Annotated in this window: 13 protein-coding genes; all 13 read right to left on the bottom strand. The window is 64.2% G+C overall.

What is annotated here, in order from left to right:
• Window positions 1-11: 11 nt before the first annotated feature.
• The 13 genes from AC3G7M_RS19470 to AC3G7M_RS19410 all read right to left on the bottom strand — a co-directional run bounded on the left by AC3G7M_RS19470 (window position 12) and on the right by AC3G7M_RS19410 (window position 16,901).
• On the bottom strand, window positions 12-3,233 hold the full coding sequence (locus AC3G7M_RS19470; protein WP_489217019.1) for a Hint domain-containing protein: 3,222 nt from the start codon (window positions 3,231-3,233) through the stop codon (window positions 12-14).
• Window positions 3,234-3,360: 127 nt separating this feature from the next.
• Complete coding sequence (locus tag AC3G7M_RS19465; RefSeq protein WP_489217017.1) at window positions 3,361-4,119, bottom strand: ABC transporter ATP-binding protein; 759 nt, start codon at window positions 4,117-4,119, stop codon at window positions 3,361-3,363.
• Complete coding sequence (locus tag AC3G7M_RS19460) at window positions 4,116-4,946, bottom strand: ABC transporter ATP-binding protein (protein ID WP_489217016.1); 831 nt, start codon at window positions 4,944-4,946, stop codon at window positions 4,116-4,118. Before AC3G7M_RS19460 ends, AC3G7M_RS19465 begins: the two co-directional genes overlap by 4 nt.
• Complete coding sequence (locus tag AC3G7M_RS19455) at window positions 4,946-5,842, bottom strand: ABC transporter permease (protein WP_489217014.1); 897 nt, start codon at window positions 5,840-5,842, stop codon at window positions 4,946-4,948. Before AC3G7M_RS19455 ends, AC3G7M_RS19460 begins: the two co-directional genes overlap by 1 nt.
• Window positions 5,839-6,849: an ABC transporter permease gene (locus tag AC3G7M_RS19450; RefSeq protein WP_489217012.1), complete on the bottom strand. Its 1,011-nt coding sequence runs from the start codon at window positions 6,847-6,849 to the stop codon at window positions 5,839-5,841. Before AC3G7M_RS19450 ends, AC3G7M_RS19455 begins: the two co-directional genes overlap by 4 nt.
• Window positions 6,850-6,853: 4 nt before the next feature.
• Window positions 6,854-8,461: an ABC transporter substrate-binding protein gene (locus AC3G7M_RS19445; protein ID WP_489217010.1), complete on the bottom strand. Its 1,608-nt coding sequence runs from the start codon at window positions 8,459-8,461 to the stop codon at window positions 6,854-6,856.
• Window positions 8,462-8,573: 112 nt separating this feature from the next.
• Window positions 8,574-9,917 (bottom strand): GGDEF domain-containing protein, encoded by a 1,344-nt coding sequence (locus AC3G7M_RS19440; protein WP_489217009.1) that lies wholly within the window; start codon window positions 9,915-9,917, stop codon window positions 8,574-8,576.
• A gap of 19 nt (window positions 9,918-9,936) precedes the next feature.
• On the bottom strand, window positions 9,937-10,716 hold the full coding sequence (locus AC3G7M_RS19435) for an alpha/beta fold hydrolase (protein ID WP_489217007.1): 780 nt from the start codon (window positions 10,714-10,716) through the stop codon (window positions 9,937-9,939).
• A 183-nt stretch (window positions 10,717-10,899) separates the two neighbouring features.
• On the bottom strand, window positions 10,900-11,931 hold the full coding sequence (locus AC3G7M_RS19430) for an ABC transporter permease (protein ID WP_489217006.1): 1,032 nt from the start codon (window positions 11,929-11,931) through the stop codon (window positions 10,900-10,902).
• Between the two features lie 15 nt (window positions 11,932-11,946).
• Window positions 11,947-13,437 (bottom strand): sugar ABC transporter ATP-binding protein, encoded by a 1,491-nt coding sequence (locus AC3G7M_RS19425; protein WP_489217004.1) that lies wholly within the window; start codon window positions 13,435-13,437, stop codon window positions 11,947-11,949.
• A 13-nt stretch (window positions 13,438-13,450) separates the two neighbouring features.
• Window positions 13,451-14,482, bottom strand: a complete 1,032-nt coding sequence (locus tag AC3G7M_RS19420; RefSeq protein ID WP_489217002.1) for a sugar ABC transporter substrate-binding protein — start codon at window positions 14,480-14,482, stop codon at window positions 13,451-13,453.
• A gap of 239 nt (window positions 14,483-14,721) precedes the next feature.
• Window positions 14,722-15,900: an amidohydrolase family protein gene (locus tag AC3G7M_RS19415; RefSeq protein ID WP_489217000.1), complete on the bottom strand. Its 1,179-nt coding sequence runs from the start codon at window positions 15,898-15,900 to the stop codon at window positions 14,722-14,724.
• Window positions 15,897-16,901, bottom strand: coding sequence for a questin oxidase family protein (locus AC3G7M_RS19410; RefSeq protein WP_489216998.1), 1,005 nt, complete (start codon window positions 16,899-16,901; stop codon window positions 15,897-15,899). The genes AC3G7M_RS19415 and AC3G7M_RS19410 overlap by 4 nt, the downstream gene beginning before the upstream one ends.
• Window positions 16,902-16,961: the final 60 nt, after the last annotated feature.

Below are 16,961 nucleotides of genomic sequence, written 5' to 3'. Positions count from 1 at the left end.
AAGCGCCCCGGTCATCTCTGATGTGCCATCAACCGCGGTGCCGCTGCCTGCACCATGGCGCGCAGGCGTTCGACCTCTGGCCCCGCGACACGTAGCGGCGCATAGCCAAGCGCGTCGAACATCAGGGTGACATCCCGCGCCTCCTGCCCCCAGAGCGGATGCAGGGCAGTGACGGCGCCATCGAAGCTCAGCCGATCGCCGGTATCGAGATAGCTCTCGACCGGCAGGCCCTCGGCGAAGACCACGGCATGCTGCGGCAATTCGAGGTGGAAATAGCTGATCTCCTCGACCGTCACCTGACGGATCAGGGCACCATCGATGAGGTATTTCACCGGGATCAGCACCCCTTCGGCAAAGATGGCGTGATCGGGCGAGAGCAGCAGGGGATGCGCGGGCCGCCCCAGCCCGAAGGCATGCGCTTCGATGCGGACCGGCAGGATGGCGGCGGGCATGGGGTGACGCCGGCAGTCGACATGGCGTTGCCCGAGCCAGCGGATCGGCATGGCGGCACCGCCCTCTGTCATAACCCTATCCCCAATGTGCAGGCTTTCGATCGGCACCGGACCGCTCGGTGTCGCGATCCGCGTGCCGGCGGCAAAGCAGGCGATGGTGACCAGCGTCCCGGTTCGGGATGGATCGGCGCTGGTGGTCATCTGGGCGGTGACAGGCGCATCGAGCGACAGAGTGAGGCTGCCGCCGGTCCCGGTAATGACGAGAGAATCGCCCGTGGCGGTAGCGCTCGCGCTGGTAATGCCCAGGACATCGATGGCGCCGCCATGGCCGAGGTCCCACAGCGTCTCATCCGGCACGATGCCCGCGTCGATGACGAGGGTGCCACCACCGCCGAAGGTGATGCGCTGGCCGCCGCCCGCGGCGTCATTCCCAAGATCGAGCGTCGCCCCCGGCGCGATCAGCGCATCGGCATAGGCATTGCTGCCGGTGAGATGGATATCGCCGCCGAGAATATCGAGCGTGATCGGCACCGCGGTACCGGTGATCGTATCCGTGCCGCCGGTGATGTCGCCCGCGAAGGTCGCAGTCCCCGCGGCGAGCAAGCCGACACTGGCCAGCGTATCGAAGGCATCGGCCAGCTGAATCGGATAGCTGGTCTCGAAGCCGTCCTTGAGCGTCGTTGTGCCCTGATAGACGATGACGGGATCATCCGTCGCCTGCGCGGCCGTGGCGGCGGAGGAGTTCCCGTTGAGCTGGAGACCGAGATAGCCATCCGTCGGGTCATACAGATAGTTGAAGCCGTTGAAGGCATCGACGCCAGTATTGTCGAGCACCGTTTGGTTCTGGTTTTCGCTGAAAGCCTGATTGCCGCTCTGGATCGCCGACCAGGTCGTATTGGTCGGCGCCATGGCGTTGCTCGTATCGCCGGCGACATAGGTGTAGCTGACCCCGCCCGAGGTCCCGAGCAGGTTCGTGGTGATCGTCGTGCCATTGGCAACGGTGGTGTTTTCAGACGGGTCGGCCGGCTGGGCGGCATTGCCGCTGAGCGTCAGCAGCGCATTGTTGATGCCGGTATCCAGAACCACCTGGCCGACCGGCGAGGCGGAGCCGCCATTATAGACGACGCTGCCGGTCGGCGCCTGCCAGTCATCGGGGCTGCCGGACCCGCCACTGCTGACCGCCGTGAAGGGCGTCGGCAATAGTTTTTCATAGGAGAAGGTGCCCGAGCCGCCGTTGGCACCGGCGCTGGTATCGGCGGCCGTCAGGCCCAGCTCCAGCCCTGAAGTGGTGATGATGAAGCCTGCGGTCATCGCGCCCGTCTGCATCTGGGTCAGATTGAGCAGCGGATTGTAGTTCTGGTTGAAGGCATTATTCTCCGGCGTATCGCCATCACCGGTGCGATCGAAGCCGATGCCGATCAAGCCGATGCCGGTAGCGCCGGGAACCGAGACGGTGGTTTCGGCCGTTGTGTCATTGGGCCAGTTGCCGGCGAGATGCACCTCCTCCTGCACGATCAGCACCCGCACGGTGGCCGTGGCAGCAGCGCCGTCCGTATTCGTGCCGCTCGCATTATTGAAGGTCACCTGGAAGTCGTGCCAATAGCCCAGGCGCAGGATGCCGCTGCTCCAATAGAAGATAGAGCCGGAAGGATCGTCAGCCCCCTGGGTGATCGTCGGCACCGAGGCCTGGCTGATGGTGATGCCGCGCGAGCCCGTGTCCAGACTGCCAACACCTGTAAAGACCTGCTGGCCGCCGAGCGTCGTCAGCGTCAGGGAGATTTGCGGGTCCGCGGCACTCGAATGGCCAAAGGATGCACTCGCATAGGGGACGAAATAGGATTCACTCGAGCTGTTGAAGAGGTTCCAGGATGGGCTCGCCGACCCGCCGGACACGACGGCCCCGCTGCTCGTACTGCTTATCACCCCACTTGAAACTGTGAACGAGGTTGCGGTGCCAAAGGAGAGCACTGAATCCGCGCTCCCGCCGGAGGTGACTGTCAGGACAGAAGCGCTTACCGCGTCGGCGGTCACGCCACCGGAGACGATGATCGTCGCCCCAGTCTCGCTGGTATAACTGGCGTCACTGCCCGAGGTCAGCATCAGCGTGCCGCCGCTTTCAACAATGATGCCGCTGGCCGCCGCACCGCGCAGCAGATCAACAACGCCGCCACGGAGGATCGTTGTGTTGGCCACGAAGCCGCCGGACAGGACGATCTCGGCGCCCCCGCTGCTGACCTCGGTCGCGACCGCCGTGCCGCCGCTGGAAACATACTCGTTGCCGCCGGAACTGATCACGGCGCCGCTTTCTGTCCCGCCGATTACCTGCGCCGCGCCAAAGGCCGAGACCACCGTCCCGCTGGCGATGCCCCCCACGATGGCGAGCGCGCCCCCGCTGCTCACCACCGCCCCCGTCGCCGTGCCGCCCGAATTGACTATAGCAACGCTGTCATTGGTCAGGGTCGGCCCGATGGCGGTGCCGCCCGAGGACACCAGGAGAAAGCCGAGATCATCGAGCGTCGTGCCGCTGGCGATACCGCCACTCAGCACCCGCTCGAACCCGCCACTCAGCGTGGTGAAGAGCGCAGTCCCGCCAGCATCGATAAGTTCCTGGCCACCACGGGTATTGTCGGTATCGATGATCGTGCCAGACACGGTCGCCACGCCGCCATGGCTGAGGAAGCTGAACACGGCCGTGCCGCCCGGCAGGACGTTAAGCGTATCGGCGGCTGAGAGCACAATGCCGCTGCTGACCGCGCCGGCGCTGACGGTGAAGGAGGACATCGGCATCCCTGGAGTATGATTACGATGGACAATCATAACGGCCCGGCGGACGCCTGAACATACGGCTGGCCACGTTTCGTTGCGTTAATATCGTGAACCCGCTGCATCCCATCTTGGCACTGAACATCTACAGCGGAATGCCGGCATCCTCCGGGTCTTCCAGTTCCACGCTCAGCGCCCGCAGCTCGGTCGTATGCGGGTGACGCGTGCGGCCGGCGCGCAAATCCTCGGCCGAGATCGTCTCCACCAACTGCCCCGCCTGCATCACACCCACCATCGGGCAAAGATGCGCCACGACCGCGAGGTTGTGGCTGACCATGACATAGGTGAGATTGCGCGCAGCCTGCAGCGCGGCAAGCAGGTTCAGCACTTCCGCCTGCACGGATACATCCAGCGCGCTTGTCGGCTCATCAAGCAGAAGAACCTCGGGCTCGGCCATCAGCGCGCGGGCAATAGCGACCCGCTGGCGCTGGCCGCCCGACAGCTGATGCGGAAAGCGAAAGCGCACCTGGGGCGGCAGCGCGACTTCGGCCAGACCGCGCAGAATGCGCGTCTCGATATCGCTGATGCCATGCACCAGCAGCGGCTCGCTCAGCGCCCGGTCGATGGTCTGGCCCGGATGCAGCGAGCCATAGGGGTCCTGAAACACCATCTGCACGCGGCGAAAGAAGGCGCGGCTTCGCTTCGGCGTCAGCGGCGCGCCATCCACCGCCATGCGCCCCTTCCAATCGGCATTGAGGCCGGAGAGAGCGCGCAGGATGGTGGATTTGCCGGACCCGCTTTCCCCCACCAAGCCGAAACTGCCGCCGCGCGGCACCGCGAAGGAGACGCCGCGCACAACCTCCTGCGTGCCGAAGCGCACGCGCAGGTCTTCCACCGCAATCATGCCGCACTCCAGGCCGGATCGCGCTTCAGCACGGCAAGCGCGGCTTTTGGCTTGACCAGGGACGGCAGGCATTCCAGCAATCCGCGAGTATAGGGGTGTTTCGCCCGGTGCAGATCGGCCGCCCGCACTTCCTCCACCACCCGCCCGGCATACATCACCAGCACGCGGTCGCAGAAATGGCTGACCAGCGGCAGATCGTGGCTGATCAGCATCAGCCCCATGCCGCGGCGCGCCACCAGATCCTCGATCAGCCGCAGAATCTCGGCCTGCACCGTCGCGTCCAGCGCGCTGGTCGGCTCATCGGCGATGAGCAGCTCGGGGTCGGGCGCGAGCATCATTGCAATCATCACACGCTGTCCCATGCCCCCCGACAGCTCATGCGGATACAGGCCCGCCACACGGTCAGGGTCACGAATGCGCACCTGCGCCAGCAGATCGACCGCCGCCTGTCGCGCCACACGCCGGCTGCCGCCCTTATGCGCGCGCCAGGCCTCCGCCACCTGGGCACCCGCCGTCATCACCGGATTCAGCGAGTATTTCGGGTCCTGCATAATCAGCCCGGCGCGCTTGCCGCGGATATGGCGCAGCTGCCGCTCGCGCGCCGTCAGGACATCGATGCCGTCGAATTCCAGCCGATCCGCAGTCAGCCGGGCGCTTCCCGGCAGCAGCCGCAGAATGGACCGCGCGGTGAGGGACTTGCCGGACCCGCTTTCGCCAACAATGCCAAGCTTCTCCTGCCCCACCGTCAGCGAAACGCCGCGCACGGCCTCGCTGACGCCCTGTGGCGTCGGAAAGCCGACGCGCAGATTCTCCATCCTCACCAGCATCAGCGCTGCCTCGGGTCAAGCACGTCACGCAATCCGTCGCCCAATAGGTTGAAGGCGAGGGAGGCGGCAAAGATCGCGACACCCGGAATGGCCGGCACCCACCACTGCGCCAGAATGAAAGCGCGGGAGGTCGCGATCATGGTGCCCCATTCCGGCATCGGCGGCTGCGCACCCATGCCGAGAAAGCCAAGTCCGGCGGCCGTCAGAATGATGGCGCTCATGCTCAGCGTCATGCGCACGATGACGCTCGAGAGGCAGAGCGGCATGATATGGCGCAGCACGATGCGCGGACCCGAGGCCCCGGTCAGCCGGGCGGCAGCGATGAAGTCGCTCTGGCGGATGGTCAGCGTGTCTGCCCGCGCCTGCCTGGCATAGGGCGGCCAGGCGGTCAGCGCGATGGCAACGATAGCGCTGGTGATGCCGGGCTTCAGGGCCGAGACGAAAGCCAGCGCCAGGATCAGCTGCGGCACGGCGAGGAAGACATCCGTGATGCGCATCAGCACGCGATCCGCCCAGCCACCGGCATAGCCCGCGACACTGCCGACCAAAAGGCCGAGGGGTGCGACCAGAATAACGACCGCCACCACCATGCCGAGCGTCACCCGGCCGCCATAGAGCAGGCGCGAAAACAGGTCACGGCCCAGTTCGTCGGTCCCCAGCCAATGCTGGGCGCTCGGCGATTGCAGCCGGGCGGCGAGGTTCTGCGCATCGGGGCTTTGCGGGGCGATCAGGGGCGCGAAGATCGCCGCGAGGATTAAAATAGCGGCCACCACCAGGCCCAGCATCGCCAGCCGATTGGCGCGAAATTGCAGCCAGCGGCGATAGCGCCGCCCCCAGGCGGCCTGGCGCCGGGACGCAGGCGCCTCCGTCAGCAGCCAATCGCGCGTGCCGCTCATCGGACCCTCGGATCGAATAGCCGATAGGCCAGATCGGCCAGCATATTGAGCCCGACATAGACGCAGCCGATGACAAGCGTCGCCCCCAGCACGGCATTCATATCGGCATTCAGCAGGGAGACCGTGAGATATTGGCCAATGCCCGGCCAGGAGAAGATAATTTCGGTCAAAACCGCCCCTTCCAGCAGCCCGGCATAGGCAAGTGCGAGCACCGTGATCAGCGGCACCGCGATATTGCCAAAACCATGGCGCCACAGAATGCGCGTGCCTGACAGGCCCTTGGCCCTGGCTGTCACGATATATTCGCCGCCCAAAGCATCCAGCATGAAGGCGCGCGTCATCCGCGTGATGGTGGACAGGCTGAAAAAGGCCAGCACCAAAGCCGGCAAGGCCAGATGCGCCAGCGCATCGGACGTCGCATCCCAATCGCCGCTCAACGCGGCGTCCACCACCAGCATGCCGGTGACGCGCGGCACCGTGCCATCGAACAGCACGTCCTGCTGGCCGGTGCCGGGCGCCCAGCCCAGCTTGACGTAGAAGACGAGCAGCGCGAGCAGCCCCAGCACAAACACGGGGATGGATTGGCCGCCCAGGCTTATGACGCGCACGATCTGGTCGAAGCGCGATCCCGGCCGGGCCGCTGCCAGCACGCCCGCCGGAATGCCGACCAGCATGGCGAGGATGATGGCCGCCGTCGCCAGCTCAAGGGTTGCCGGAAAATACTGCGCGATATCCTGCGTGACGGGATGACTGCTCATCACCGAGCGGCCCAGATCGCCATGCAGCAGATGGTTCAGATAGATGACAAACTGCACCGGCAGCGGGCGGTCCAGCCCCAGCACCAGACGGGCATGGGCCACCACATCGGGCGGTGCGTGGTCACCCACAATGGCGATCGTGGGGTCGATGGGCACCACGCGCCCGATTATGAAGGTCACCAGAACAAGCCCCAACAGCGTGACCAGCACGCTGCCCAGGGTCGTCGCCAGACTTTTAACGCGACGCACGTATTTAGCTCTTGGTGATGCCGCGATAATGCGTGAAGTCCGGCAGAGCGCCGAGCGACAGGCCCTCAACGCCGGTGCGGAGGGTCGCGACGTCATTCTTCTGCAGCACGAAAGCGAAAGGGGCAATCTCCCAGAAGCGGCGCTGCATATCGGCATAGATGGCAAGGCGCTTGGCCGTATCCGTCTCTTTCGTCGCGACGATGACATCGTCGGACACTATCTTGTCCGAGAAATGGCTGCGCCAGGCCGGCACCCGCACCTTGCTGGCATCGGTATCGTCAGGGTCGTAGCAGAAGCCCTGGGCGTTTGAATTGGGATCGAAGTAATCGGGGAACCATTCCAGGATGGCAAGCTGATGGCTGCGCGCCCGGGTTTTGGTGATGACCTGCTTTTCCGATCCCGGAACGAGGGTGACCTTGATACCGATGGCGGCGAGATCGGCCTGAATAGCCTGCGCAATATCCGAAAAGGGCGCATCCGAAATGTAGTCCATGGAGATGGAGAAGCCGTCGGCAAGACCGGCCTTGGCCAGCAAGGCTTTGGCCTTCGCCGTATCCTTATGGAAGGGCGTATCATTCAGCGTGCCGGGCAGGCCCTTCGGCAGGAAGGATTGCGAGACGCTCCAGGTATTGGGGGTGATGTTCTGGGCGATGTCATCATAGCCGATCGCCCATTTGATCGCCTGGCGTACCTCGGGCTTGGCCAGTTGCGGCACCGATTCGTTCATCGCCACATACATCTGCGCCGCCTGGGCGGCAGAGATGAGATGCAGATCCTTATTGCCGGAGATCGTTTTGAGCTGGTCCGAGGTCAGGTTGCGGGCGATATCGACATCGCCTTTTTGCACCAGCAGAAGCTGGGCGGCAGGATCGCCGACATGGCGGATGGCGATGCGCTTCATCGCCGGCTCCGGCTTGAAATGGGGATTAACGTTGAGGATGATGTGGTCGCTCGCGACCCAGGAGACCAGGCTGAAGGGGCCGCTGCCGGCGCTGTTCGTCTTCAGCCAGCCATTGCCGAAGTCGCCTCCGGTGGCATGGGCCTCGGCCACCGCCTTTTCCACGATGCCGCCAACATTCGCCGACAGGCAGTACAGCAGAAAGCTGGTCGCCTGCAGCGCCGGCAGCTTGACGACCAGGGTGTGGCTGTCCGGCGCCGTGATCAGGCTATCGACATTGTCCGGGGTAAAGCCGAACTGGCCGATGACGAAAGCCGGCGCCTTATTGAGTTTGATGACGCGCTGCAGGCTATAGGCGGCATCCTCGGCCGTCACTGCATTGCCGGAGGCGAACAGCACATCGGGCTTGATGTGGAAGGTGACCGTCAACCCGTCGGACGAAACGTCCCATGACTGCGCAAGGTCGCCCACCAGCTTGGCCGGGTCGGTCGGGTCCGGCATCACCAGCTTCGCATACATATTGCTGTCCACCTCATTATCGGTGAACTCGTATGATTCGGCCGGGTCCAGGCTGACCATGTCGTCGATCTGCTTCGCCATCACGACCATGTTCTTGGGTGTCTTGGCCCAGGCCGTGCCCGCCAGCAGCGGGGCCAGGCCCAAGGCCGCGGCCGAGGCGGCCGTGGTGGTCAGCAGTATACGACGCGTCAGCATTAGGTCTCTCTCCGCCAATGTGACACGACCATAGCAGCTATGGTGCAGAGCGGTAGAGGGGGCGTGTCTCCCGGACGGACGGATGGACAACAGCCGTCTAGCCGACGGCCGTCTAATCGAAGACAACCCGATCCCGGCCTTGCCGTTTGGCGTGATACAGATTTTCGTCCGCAACCTTCATCAGCGCCTCAAGGCTTTGCGGAGACGCGCGACCCGCGGCGGATAGTGCGGCGCCGCCCAGGCTCATCGTCACCGGCAAAGGTTTGCTGCCCAGCATCATGGGAACGTCGGCGACGGCAGCGCGCAGCCTTTCGGCAATGATCTTGGCCTCCGCCGCACCGGTCGCGGGCAGCAGCACGGCGAATTCCTCGCCGCCCACGCGGGCGATCAGGTCTCGGGATCGCGTGCGTAAAATCACTTGGCATCGCAACGCCAATTCTTGCAGCACGGCATCGCCGATCGCATGGCCGTGCTGGTCGTTGACCGTTTTGAAGTGATCAATGTCCAGAAGCAGCATGGCAAGCTGGCCGTTGGTCCCCTGGCTCACCTGCGCGCGCTGAACCGCCGCCTGGCCGATTTCAAAAAAGCGACGCCGGTTGGCGAGACCGGTCAGCGCATCCGTATCCGCCCGATGGCGCAGCTCCTCCTCGAACCTTTCCCGCGCTGTGACATCATGGAACAGCCAGATGCGCCCATTGCGGCCACGGCCAAGAATAGGATGCGTATCAACCTCGATATGCTGCCCGGGCGCCGCCCAGACGGCGGTCGATGAGTAGTCAAGATTCTGCTGCAGCGGAGCATAGATCTCCGCCAAAGCAGCGTGATTGCCGCAGCGGTCGCGCAGACCGCGCATATGCGCGCCGACCTGGCTCGCATCGACCTCCCCGGGCGGCAGGCCGAGCAGCGCCGCCGCGCGCTTATTGACCAGCGCGGTCGTCGAACCACCATCAATGACCACGATTCCGGTCGGAACCGTTTCAAACAGGTCATAAAAGCGATCGCTCGCCAATTGGCTGTCCATCATCTCATGCTGGACCGACATGATCTGGCCGAAGGCGGTTTGCAGCAGATGCACGCTCTCGCCGACCTTGTTGCGAAACGGACAGTCGCAGCGGCGCGCGCTATTGGCGAACCAGATCAGCAATACGCCGCTCCGCTGCGCGGCGGAGAAGGGGCTCGCCACGAACATGACCTGCTGCGCCGGCTGATCGAAGGCCAGCAGCACACTGCTGGGCAGGTTCAGGCCGGCGACATCCTGGGGGCCGGCCGCCCAGTCCAGCGTCTCGAAGCGGGCCCGGCCGAGCGCGAAAGGCTGCGGCAATGGGCCGGGGTCGGACGCCAGGGGCAGCGCCAGGCCATCGGCATCGGCTTGAAAGGCCAGGGCGAAATCCGCCCCGGCCGCCATCCTGGCAAAGGCGGTCAGCGCCGCAAGGCCGGAGCCTCCAGACGGGGTCATCGGCGGCAGGGCCACAGGCTCAAACCCCGCCCGGAGTCGGCAGCAAGCGGCGCTCGAGCGCGCTGATGACCAGATCCGGGGCAGTCATATGGGGCAGATGCCCCGCGGCATCGAGAATATCCAGGGTCGCACCGTCGATCGCCTTTTGCAGCCAGATTGCGACTGCCTGCGGCACCGCGAGGTCGCGTGCCGTCTGCAGGATATGGGTCTGGCATTCCAGGCGGCGGGCTATCGCCCTCATATCGGACTGGAAAATCGTGCGTGACGTCGCCAAAGCGATATCCGGCCGGATCAGAAACAAAGTCCGGCAGAATTCGTCGACGACCGCATTGTCGGGCACGCCGACCACCGCCGGCGCAAAACCCGCCCCCCAGGCCTGAAAATTCGTCGCCATGCCGTCGAAGACGGCATCGAGGTCCGACTGCTCGAAACCGCCATGATAGCCATGGTCATTGAGGTAGCGGGGCGAGGCGCCGATCATCACGAGCTTCGCAAAGGCGTCGGGCCGGGCCACCGCTGCCGCCGCACCGATCATGCCGCTCATCGAATGGCCGATATAGATGCAGCGCTCGATATGCTGGCTGGCCAAAAGGGCCAGCAGATCGTCGGCAAAGCCGAACAGGGTGCTGTGGCGGCGGAAATCATAGGTCTTGGCGCCATCCGGCCCGGCACCCGCCAGATCGTAGGAGATGACGTCGAACCGCTCTTCCAGCCAGGGACGAATCGCGGACCAGGCGGTCTGATCCGTGCCGAAACCATGAGACAGCACGACGACCGGACTCTGCAAACGACGCGTCAAACTAACAACTCCAGGGCAATGTTCGCCTTACCAAACTTATGCAATTTACATAAGGTTTGGGAAGCGTTTGCGCCGAAATCGTAAGGTTCTCGCGTTAGTTTGTTGTTTCTAAACGGTTCTGCAATCCTCCTCGCCCGCTGCGACAGCCGTTATCGATGGGCAATTGACGGTCGCGACCCCGCGTCAGCCCTCCGCCGCCGCCGAAGTCGCCTTCATCCGCTGCGCATAGACATTGATCACCAGTGCCGCCAGCAGGATCAGCCCGCGGATCAGGATCTTCAGAAAGCTGTCGATATTGACATGATCAAGACCATTGTTCAGCACGCCCAGCACGAACAACCCGATGATCGTATTGCCGATGCCGCCCTGCCCGCCGAAAAGACTAGTTCCTCCGACGACGACGGCTGAGATCGAGTCGAGCAGGTAGGTATCGAATTCGTTCTGCTGCGCACTGCCGAAATAGGCCACACCCAGCATGCCCGCGACCCCGGCGCAGACGGCCGAGATCACCATCACCGCCGAGATGATCAGCTTGACATTGACGCCGGAATATTCGGCCGCCTCCCTGTTGCCGCCGACCATGTACACATAGCGGCCGAAGCGCGTATAGGTCAGCACGACATGGCCGACCGCGAGCGTCACCGCCAGAACGATCACAATCCAGGGCACCGGGCCAAGCGACTTGCTGCCGAGCGTCACCGCCAGATTAGGCATCGCATAGGCAATCTGTCCGCGCACAAGCAAAGCGCAGATGCCGGCACCGATTTGCAGCATCGCAAGCGTCATGATGAAGGACGGAATGCCCACACAGGTGATGCCGATCGCATTCACCAGCCCCAGGCCCACCGCCGCCGCCAGCGCGATGACGATCGCAATCCAGCCCGGCAGCGCCACATTGGCAATGTTCACGCTCGGGTCCTGCAGCGTGAAATAGGCGGCGATGATGCCGATGGCATTCGCGACACTGGCCACGCTCAGGTCAATCTCGGCGCAGAGAATGACGAAGGTGAGGCCCACGGCAATGATGCCGGTGACCGATATCTGCGTCAGGATATTCCAGAAATTGCCGACGCTCACGAAGCTCGGGCTGGCAAGAGCGAAGAACACCACCAGAAAGATGAGCGTGACGAAAGGCGCGATATTGCGCAGCCGCGCCCGCACCCAGGCCAAAGGCCTCACACCGCCACCGCCCGTTCCCCGCAACACTTCGGCCATCGTCTGTCTGCTCCCTTAGGCGGCCGCGAGAAGGCGGTCCTTGCTGATGGCTTCGCCCGCAAATTCATGCACGATGCGGCCCTTCTTCATCACCAGAATGCGGTCGGCCATCGACAGCACCGTCTCCGGCTCGGTCGAGACGACGAGAATGCCGATACCCTGCGCCTTCAACCCCCGCACGATATGAACGACATCTTCCTTGGCGCCCACATCCATGCCGCGCGTCGGCTCGCTCAGCATCAGCACGCGCGGCAAATGGGTCAGCCAGCGTGCCAACGCCACCTTCTGCTGATTGCCGCCCGACAGCGCGCCGAGCGGCCGCTCGGTGCTCGGCGGCCTTATATGCAGACTGCCGATATGGCCCTGCGCGATGCCGCGCTCGGCCCCCGGATGCAGCAGCCAGCGGCCGATGCGATCCAGAATGCTGATGGTCATGTTCTTATAGACCGGCTCCTCGGCGAAGAGCATGAGCCGGCGGCTTTCCGGCACGAAAGCAAGCCCCGCCGCCCGCGCGCGGGCTGTGCTGGTCAGCCGGACAAGCCGGCCATCGATACTGACACGACCGCTCTGCAGCGGCTGCTTGCCGAACAGGCTACGCGGCAAATCAAGCTGGCCAGAGCCGAGATAGCCGTAGATGCCCAGAACCTCCCCGGCGCGGATATCGAACGAAACCTCGGCGAAGGCCGCGTCCTGGCTCAGCGCCTCGGCGCGCAGTATGACGGCAGCATCAGGCTTGCTGTCTAGATACAGCGCACCGGTATAGCTTTCCTCCAGCTCGCCATGGGTATGACCGATCATCTGGCGGATCAGCCAGGACTTGTCGATATCACCCGTATCGGCGTCAGCCACCTTGCCGCCATTGCGAAACACCGTGACCCGGTCGCAGATATCAAGCACGTCATCCAGGAAGTGCGAGATGAAAATGAGGCTGCGCCCCTCCGCCCGCAGGCGGCGCAGCACCGTGAACAGGCGCTGCGTTTCCGGCGGCGACAGGGCCGAGGTCGGTTCATCCAGGATGATGATGCGCGCGCCCGAAAACAGCACGCGGGCAAGCTCCACCAATTGCTGCGTGCCAAGCGAAATCGACCCCATGAGCGCGCGCGGATCGACATCGATGCCAAGACCGTCAAGCAAGGTTCGCGCGTCTCGCATCATCGCCGGCCAATCGACCAGACCGAACCGATTAAGCGGCTGCACGCCGAGAAAGACATTCTCGGCGATCGTCAGATTGCGCACCGCCGACAATTCCTGATGCACCATGCCAATGCCGGCCGCGAGGGCGGCGGCGGGCGACGAGAAATGAACCGGCTTGCCCTCCAGTTCCATCACGCCGCCATAGTTCGTGTGCACACCCGCGATGATCTTCATCAGGGTGGACTTGCCGGCGCCATTCTCGCCGACAAGGCCGTGAATTTCCCCGGCGCCAAGCGTGAAGTCGATCTCCCGCAGCGCGATTGCGCCGCCAAACGCCTTGGAGACGCCGCGTAGCTGCAGAAGGGCGGACATGGCCCGGCCCACCTCAGATCAGGAACTGATCCTCCATCCACAACAAGCCGGGCGCATTGGCCTGGGTGACGACAGGCCCGTCGGCGATGATGTTCTTGGGAATGCCGCCCGGTCCGGTCTTCTGACCATCCACGACGGCCGCAACCCCCGCGATCAGCGCCCCGGCATGAATGCGGCAGGACGGGTTGCGCACCGTCGCCGTCATCCGCCCGTCTTCGATCGCGACCAGCGCCGGCGGCATCGCGTCGCAGCCACCAATTTTGATGCCGGTACGGCCATGCGCCTTCATGACGTTATAGGCGGCCAGCGCCATGTCATCATTGTGGAAATAGGCTGCGTCAATCTTGGGATATTTGTTGAGCAGCGTCTCCCAGATGCGGGCGACCTTGGTCACGTCCCAATCGCCCGGCTGCGTGTCCAGCACCTGGATCTTCGGATAGTTCTTGATCACTGAGCGGAAGCCGCGCGCCCGTCCCTGCGCGCCGGTATGGCCGAGCGCGCCCTGCGTCATCACGATATTGCCTTCGCCATTGATGGCGCTCACCAGCGCCTGGGTCACCGACGCGCCCATGAATTCATTGTCCGGGGCGATGAAGCTATGAACGTTGAGCGTGGCCAGGGGCGCGATCAGCGTATCCATGTCGATCACCGGAATGCCGGCGTCGATCATGCGGTTCACCGGCGCCGTCAGCGTGCCAATGCCAAACGCCTGAATCGCGACGAAATCCCATTTCTCGGACGCCATATTGTCGACCGCGGCGCGCTGCTTCGGGGCGGACAGTTCCCCGTCGAACCAGGTGACCTCGACATTGAACAGCTTGCCCCAATATTCCGCGGCGCGCTTGCCCTGGGCGCACCAGGTCGCCTGCAGGCCGGCATTGGAGAAGGCCGCCTTCAGCGGCTTGCCGGACCGCCCGGCCGCTTCCGCCAAGGCCGGGGTCGCGTGCATGGCCGCGACCGCCAGACTGGCGGCGCCGGCGGATAATCCTGCAAGTTGTAGAAAGCGACGGCGCGCAGATCCCTGCTCGATGCAGTCATCGGTCATGGTCGTTTCCCTGTTGTGCCGGTGCCTTCAGACGGGCCCGTGCGTGTTGGCCGCCGCCGGGGCTGATTGGCCCCAGCCACGGCGATATCGCTCCTGTCCGCGGATGTTAATCTTATTTTTTATTGCGAGACAACCGGGATCGTTACGACCCGATCCTCAATTACCAATACCGTTATTTATGCGCAATTGTCTTGCCACGGAAATTTTGTGGCTATTGCCTTCGGCTGGCTGAGCCAAGCCTAATCCTGGCTGACGACACGACCGCGTTTGATGACTACGCGGCCGCCCGGCCGGGTGACCAGCGCCTCGGGCACCGATCCCGCCTGCAAGGCAACGATATCCGCCCGGGCGCCAATATGCAGACCATAGTCTTCGTCCACGCCCAGCACCCGCGCCGGCGCTTCCGTTACCAGACTGACCGCGTCACACAGGGCCGTATCGCTCATCATACCCTGGCGATAGCCCACCAGCATCGCCCGCTCCAGCAGGTCACCATTGCCGTAAGGTGACCAGGCATCGCGGATATTGTCGCTGCCCACAAAGACCGTCACACCCGCCGCGCGCAGGCGCGCCACGGGCGGCATTGGCACAGGCCCTGGTTCATTGGTCATGATCGCAATCCCGGCCCGCGACAGCGCGTCGATGGTGACACCGACATCCGCATCGTCACCGTACCCCAACGCAAAAGCATGCGAGACGGCGACGCGGCCCTGCAACCCGGCGGCGATGGTGCGCGCAGCGATGGCGCGCAATTCGAAACAGCCGAGCGCACCGCCGTCATGCAAATGGATGTCGACGCCCACACCCCGGCGCTCGGCGATGCCGAAAACGACGTCGAGATGGCCGCCGATGTCCCCGTCAATGCCGGCGGGGTCAAGCCCGCCGATCAGATCGGCCCCTTCAGACACCGCAGCATCCAGCAATGCCGCCGTTCCGGGATCGCGCAGAATGCCATTCTGTGGAAAAGCAACGATCTGGATATCCATGATGTCGCGCATAGCGTCGCGCACCTGCATAATTGCCTGCAGATTCGACAGGCCCCAGTCAGTATCGATATCGACATGGCTGCGCAGGCTGGTGGTGCCATGCCGTGACAGTTGGGCGATCAGCGTCTGCGCCCGTTCCTCCACCGATACCGACAGAGTGCTGAGCAGCGCCTTTTCGATGACGATGCGGTCAGCGACGGAGCCGCCCGGCCGGTGCGGCTGCCAGGGCAGGCCGAGCAGAGATTTGTCGAGATGCACGTGGCCGTCGACGAAAGCCGGCAACACCAGCTGGCCCGCCAGATCGCGCTGACCTGATGCCGGCGCGGCACCGGCTGCGGCATCGATCCCTGTGATCCGGCCATCGGCAAAGGCAATATCCACCAGCCGCCCATCGGCCAGACGGGCATTGGCCAGGCCACTCAGCATCGTCATTCCATCAATCCCAGGCGGCGGGCAGCAACGACCCGGTACAAAAGGTCGCCCGTCCGCTGATATTCCTCAAAAGCCGAAAAACACAGGCTGATGTCATGCTCGTCATCGGACGCGACGGCCGCATGTTTTATCTCGATCCAGTCCGGCGCTGACAGGCTTCGCCACACGGCAATCTGCGCGTCACGCGGAAGGGTGGGAAAGCCCATCTTGGGCATCAGCGCCGCGATACCCACCCAGAAATGCCGCAGCAAGGGTGACGGGTCCGATAGAACGGGGCCCAGCTTGCGCAGCCAATGGCAGCCGGTCAAAGCATGCAGCGCTTCAAAACTCATCGTCTCGGCGTACAGCACGAGAGCCGCTGCGGCCATACGGTCCAGCGTATCCTCGCGGATGATCAGCCAATCTGCGACCCCGGCAAAGCCCGGCATGCGCGCGACGGCCCGCATGTGATGCCACACAAGGTCGCTTTCCGGTGCGGCCTCCGTCAGGCCCGCAATCCTGGCCGCGCGCACCAGAACCTCGGCCGGATCGGCGGTCACGCCAGCCGCGCCGCTTTCCCGGTCCAGGGTCAGATAGGTCGCGGCCCAATAGCCGAGGGCCACGCCCGTCTCCGCCGCGTCCCTCTCCATCACGGCATAGGCCAGACGCATCAGCGGATGAAAGGCGCTGCCCGCAACCCCCGGCGCCAGGCGGGGCAGATAGGTCGCGATTGCCGCTGCACCGCCAAGGCGCCCCACTTCCTGCCCGAAATAGGCGCGCAGTGCCCCTTCCTGATCGCGCGCACCCAGCGCGGACTCCCAGGTCTCGGCCGTGAGTGCGGTCGCGGCCGTTGGGCAGGGCACCAGCCCATTCCCCATACGGTAGGTTTGCGCAAACGCCGCCAGACGCGTCGGGGGCGCACCGAGGTGATCGAGTGCAATCAGGATCATGGGCAGATGGTTGGCCAGGAATAGCGGAAATTCCGCGCTGTCTTGGCGTCCCTCTGCCTTCAATCTGTGCAAGCTTGCGTCCATGGCCGCAGAATGCGCGCCAAACGAGCGGGTTTCAACCTTGCGGTATCG

It is taken from the genome of Acidisoma sibiricum, from assembly GCF_057837225.1.
Note: the sequence above shows the minus strand (reverse complement) of the source record. Positions and strands in the feature narration are given on the sequence as shown.

What these genes read in the sequence shown, in the direction of transcription:
- AC3G7M_RS19440 (WP_489217009.1), bottom strand. Translation starts at nt 9,917, where the DNA reads ATGACCCCGTCTGGAGGCTCCGGCCTTGCGGCGCTGACCGCCTTTGCC.
- AC3G7M_RS19425 (WP_489217004.1), bottom strand. Translation starts at nt 13,437, where the DNA reads ATGTCCGCCCTTCTGCAGCTACGCGGCGTCTCCAAGGCGTTTGGCGGC.
- AC3G7M_RS19415 (WP_489217000.1), bottom strand. Translation starts at nt 15,900, where the DNA reads ATGACGATGCTGAGTGGCCTGGCCAATGCCCGTCTGGCCGATGGGCGG.
- AC3G7M_RS19465 (WP_489217017.1), bottom strand. Translation starts at nt 4,119, where the DNA reads ATGATTGCGGTGGAAGACCTGCGCGTGCGCTTCGGCACGCAGGAGGTT.
- AC3G7M_RS19430 (WP_489217006.1), bottom strand. Translation starts at nt 11,931, where the DNA reads ATGGCCGAAGTGTTGCGGGGAACGGGCGGTGGCGGTGTGAGGCCTTTG.
- AC3G7M_RS19460 (WP_489217016.1), bottom strand. Translation starts at nt 4,946, where the DNA reads ATGCTGGTGAGGATGGAGAATCTGCGCGTCGGCTTTCCGACGCCACAG.
- AC3G7M_RS19445 (WP_489217010.1), bottom strand. Translation starts at nt 8,461, where the DNA reads ATGCTGACGCGTCGTATACTGCTGACCACCACGGCCGCCTCGGCCGCG.
- AC3G7M_RS19420 (WP_489217002.1), bottom strand. Translation starts at nt 14,482, where the DNA reads ATGACCGATGACTGCATCGAGCAGGGATCTGCGCGCCGTCGCTTTCTA.
- AC3G7M_RS19470 (WP_489217019.1), bottom strand. Translation starts at nt 3,233, where the DNA reads ATGTCCTCCTTCACCGTCAGCGCCGGCGCGGTCAGCAGCGGCATTGTG.
- AC3G7M_RS19455 (WP_489217014.1), bottom strand. Translation starts at nt 5,842, where the DNA reads ATGAGCGGCACGCGCGATTGGCTGCTGACGGAGGCGCCTGCGTCCCGG.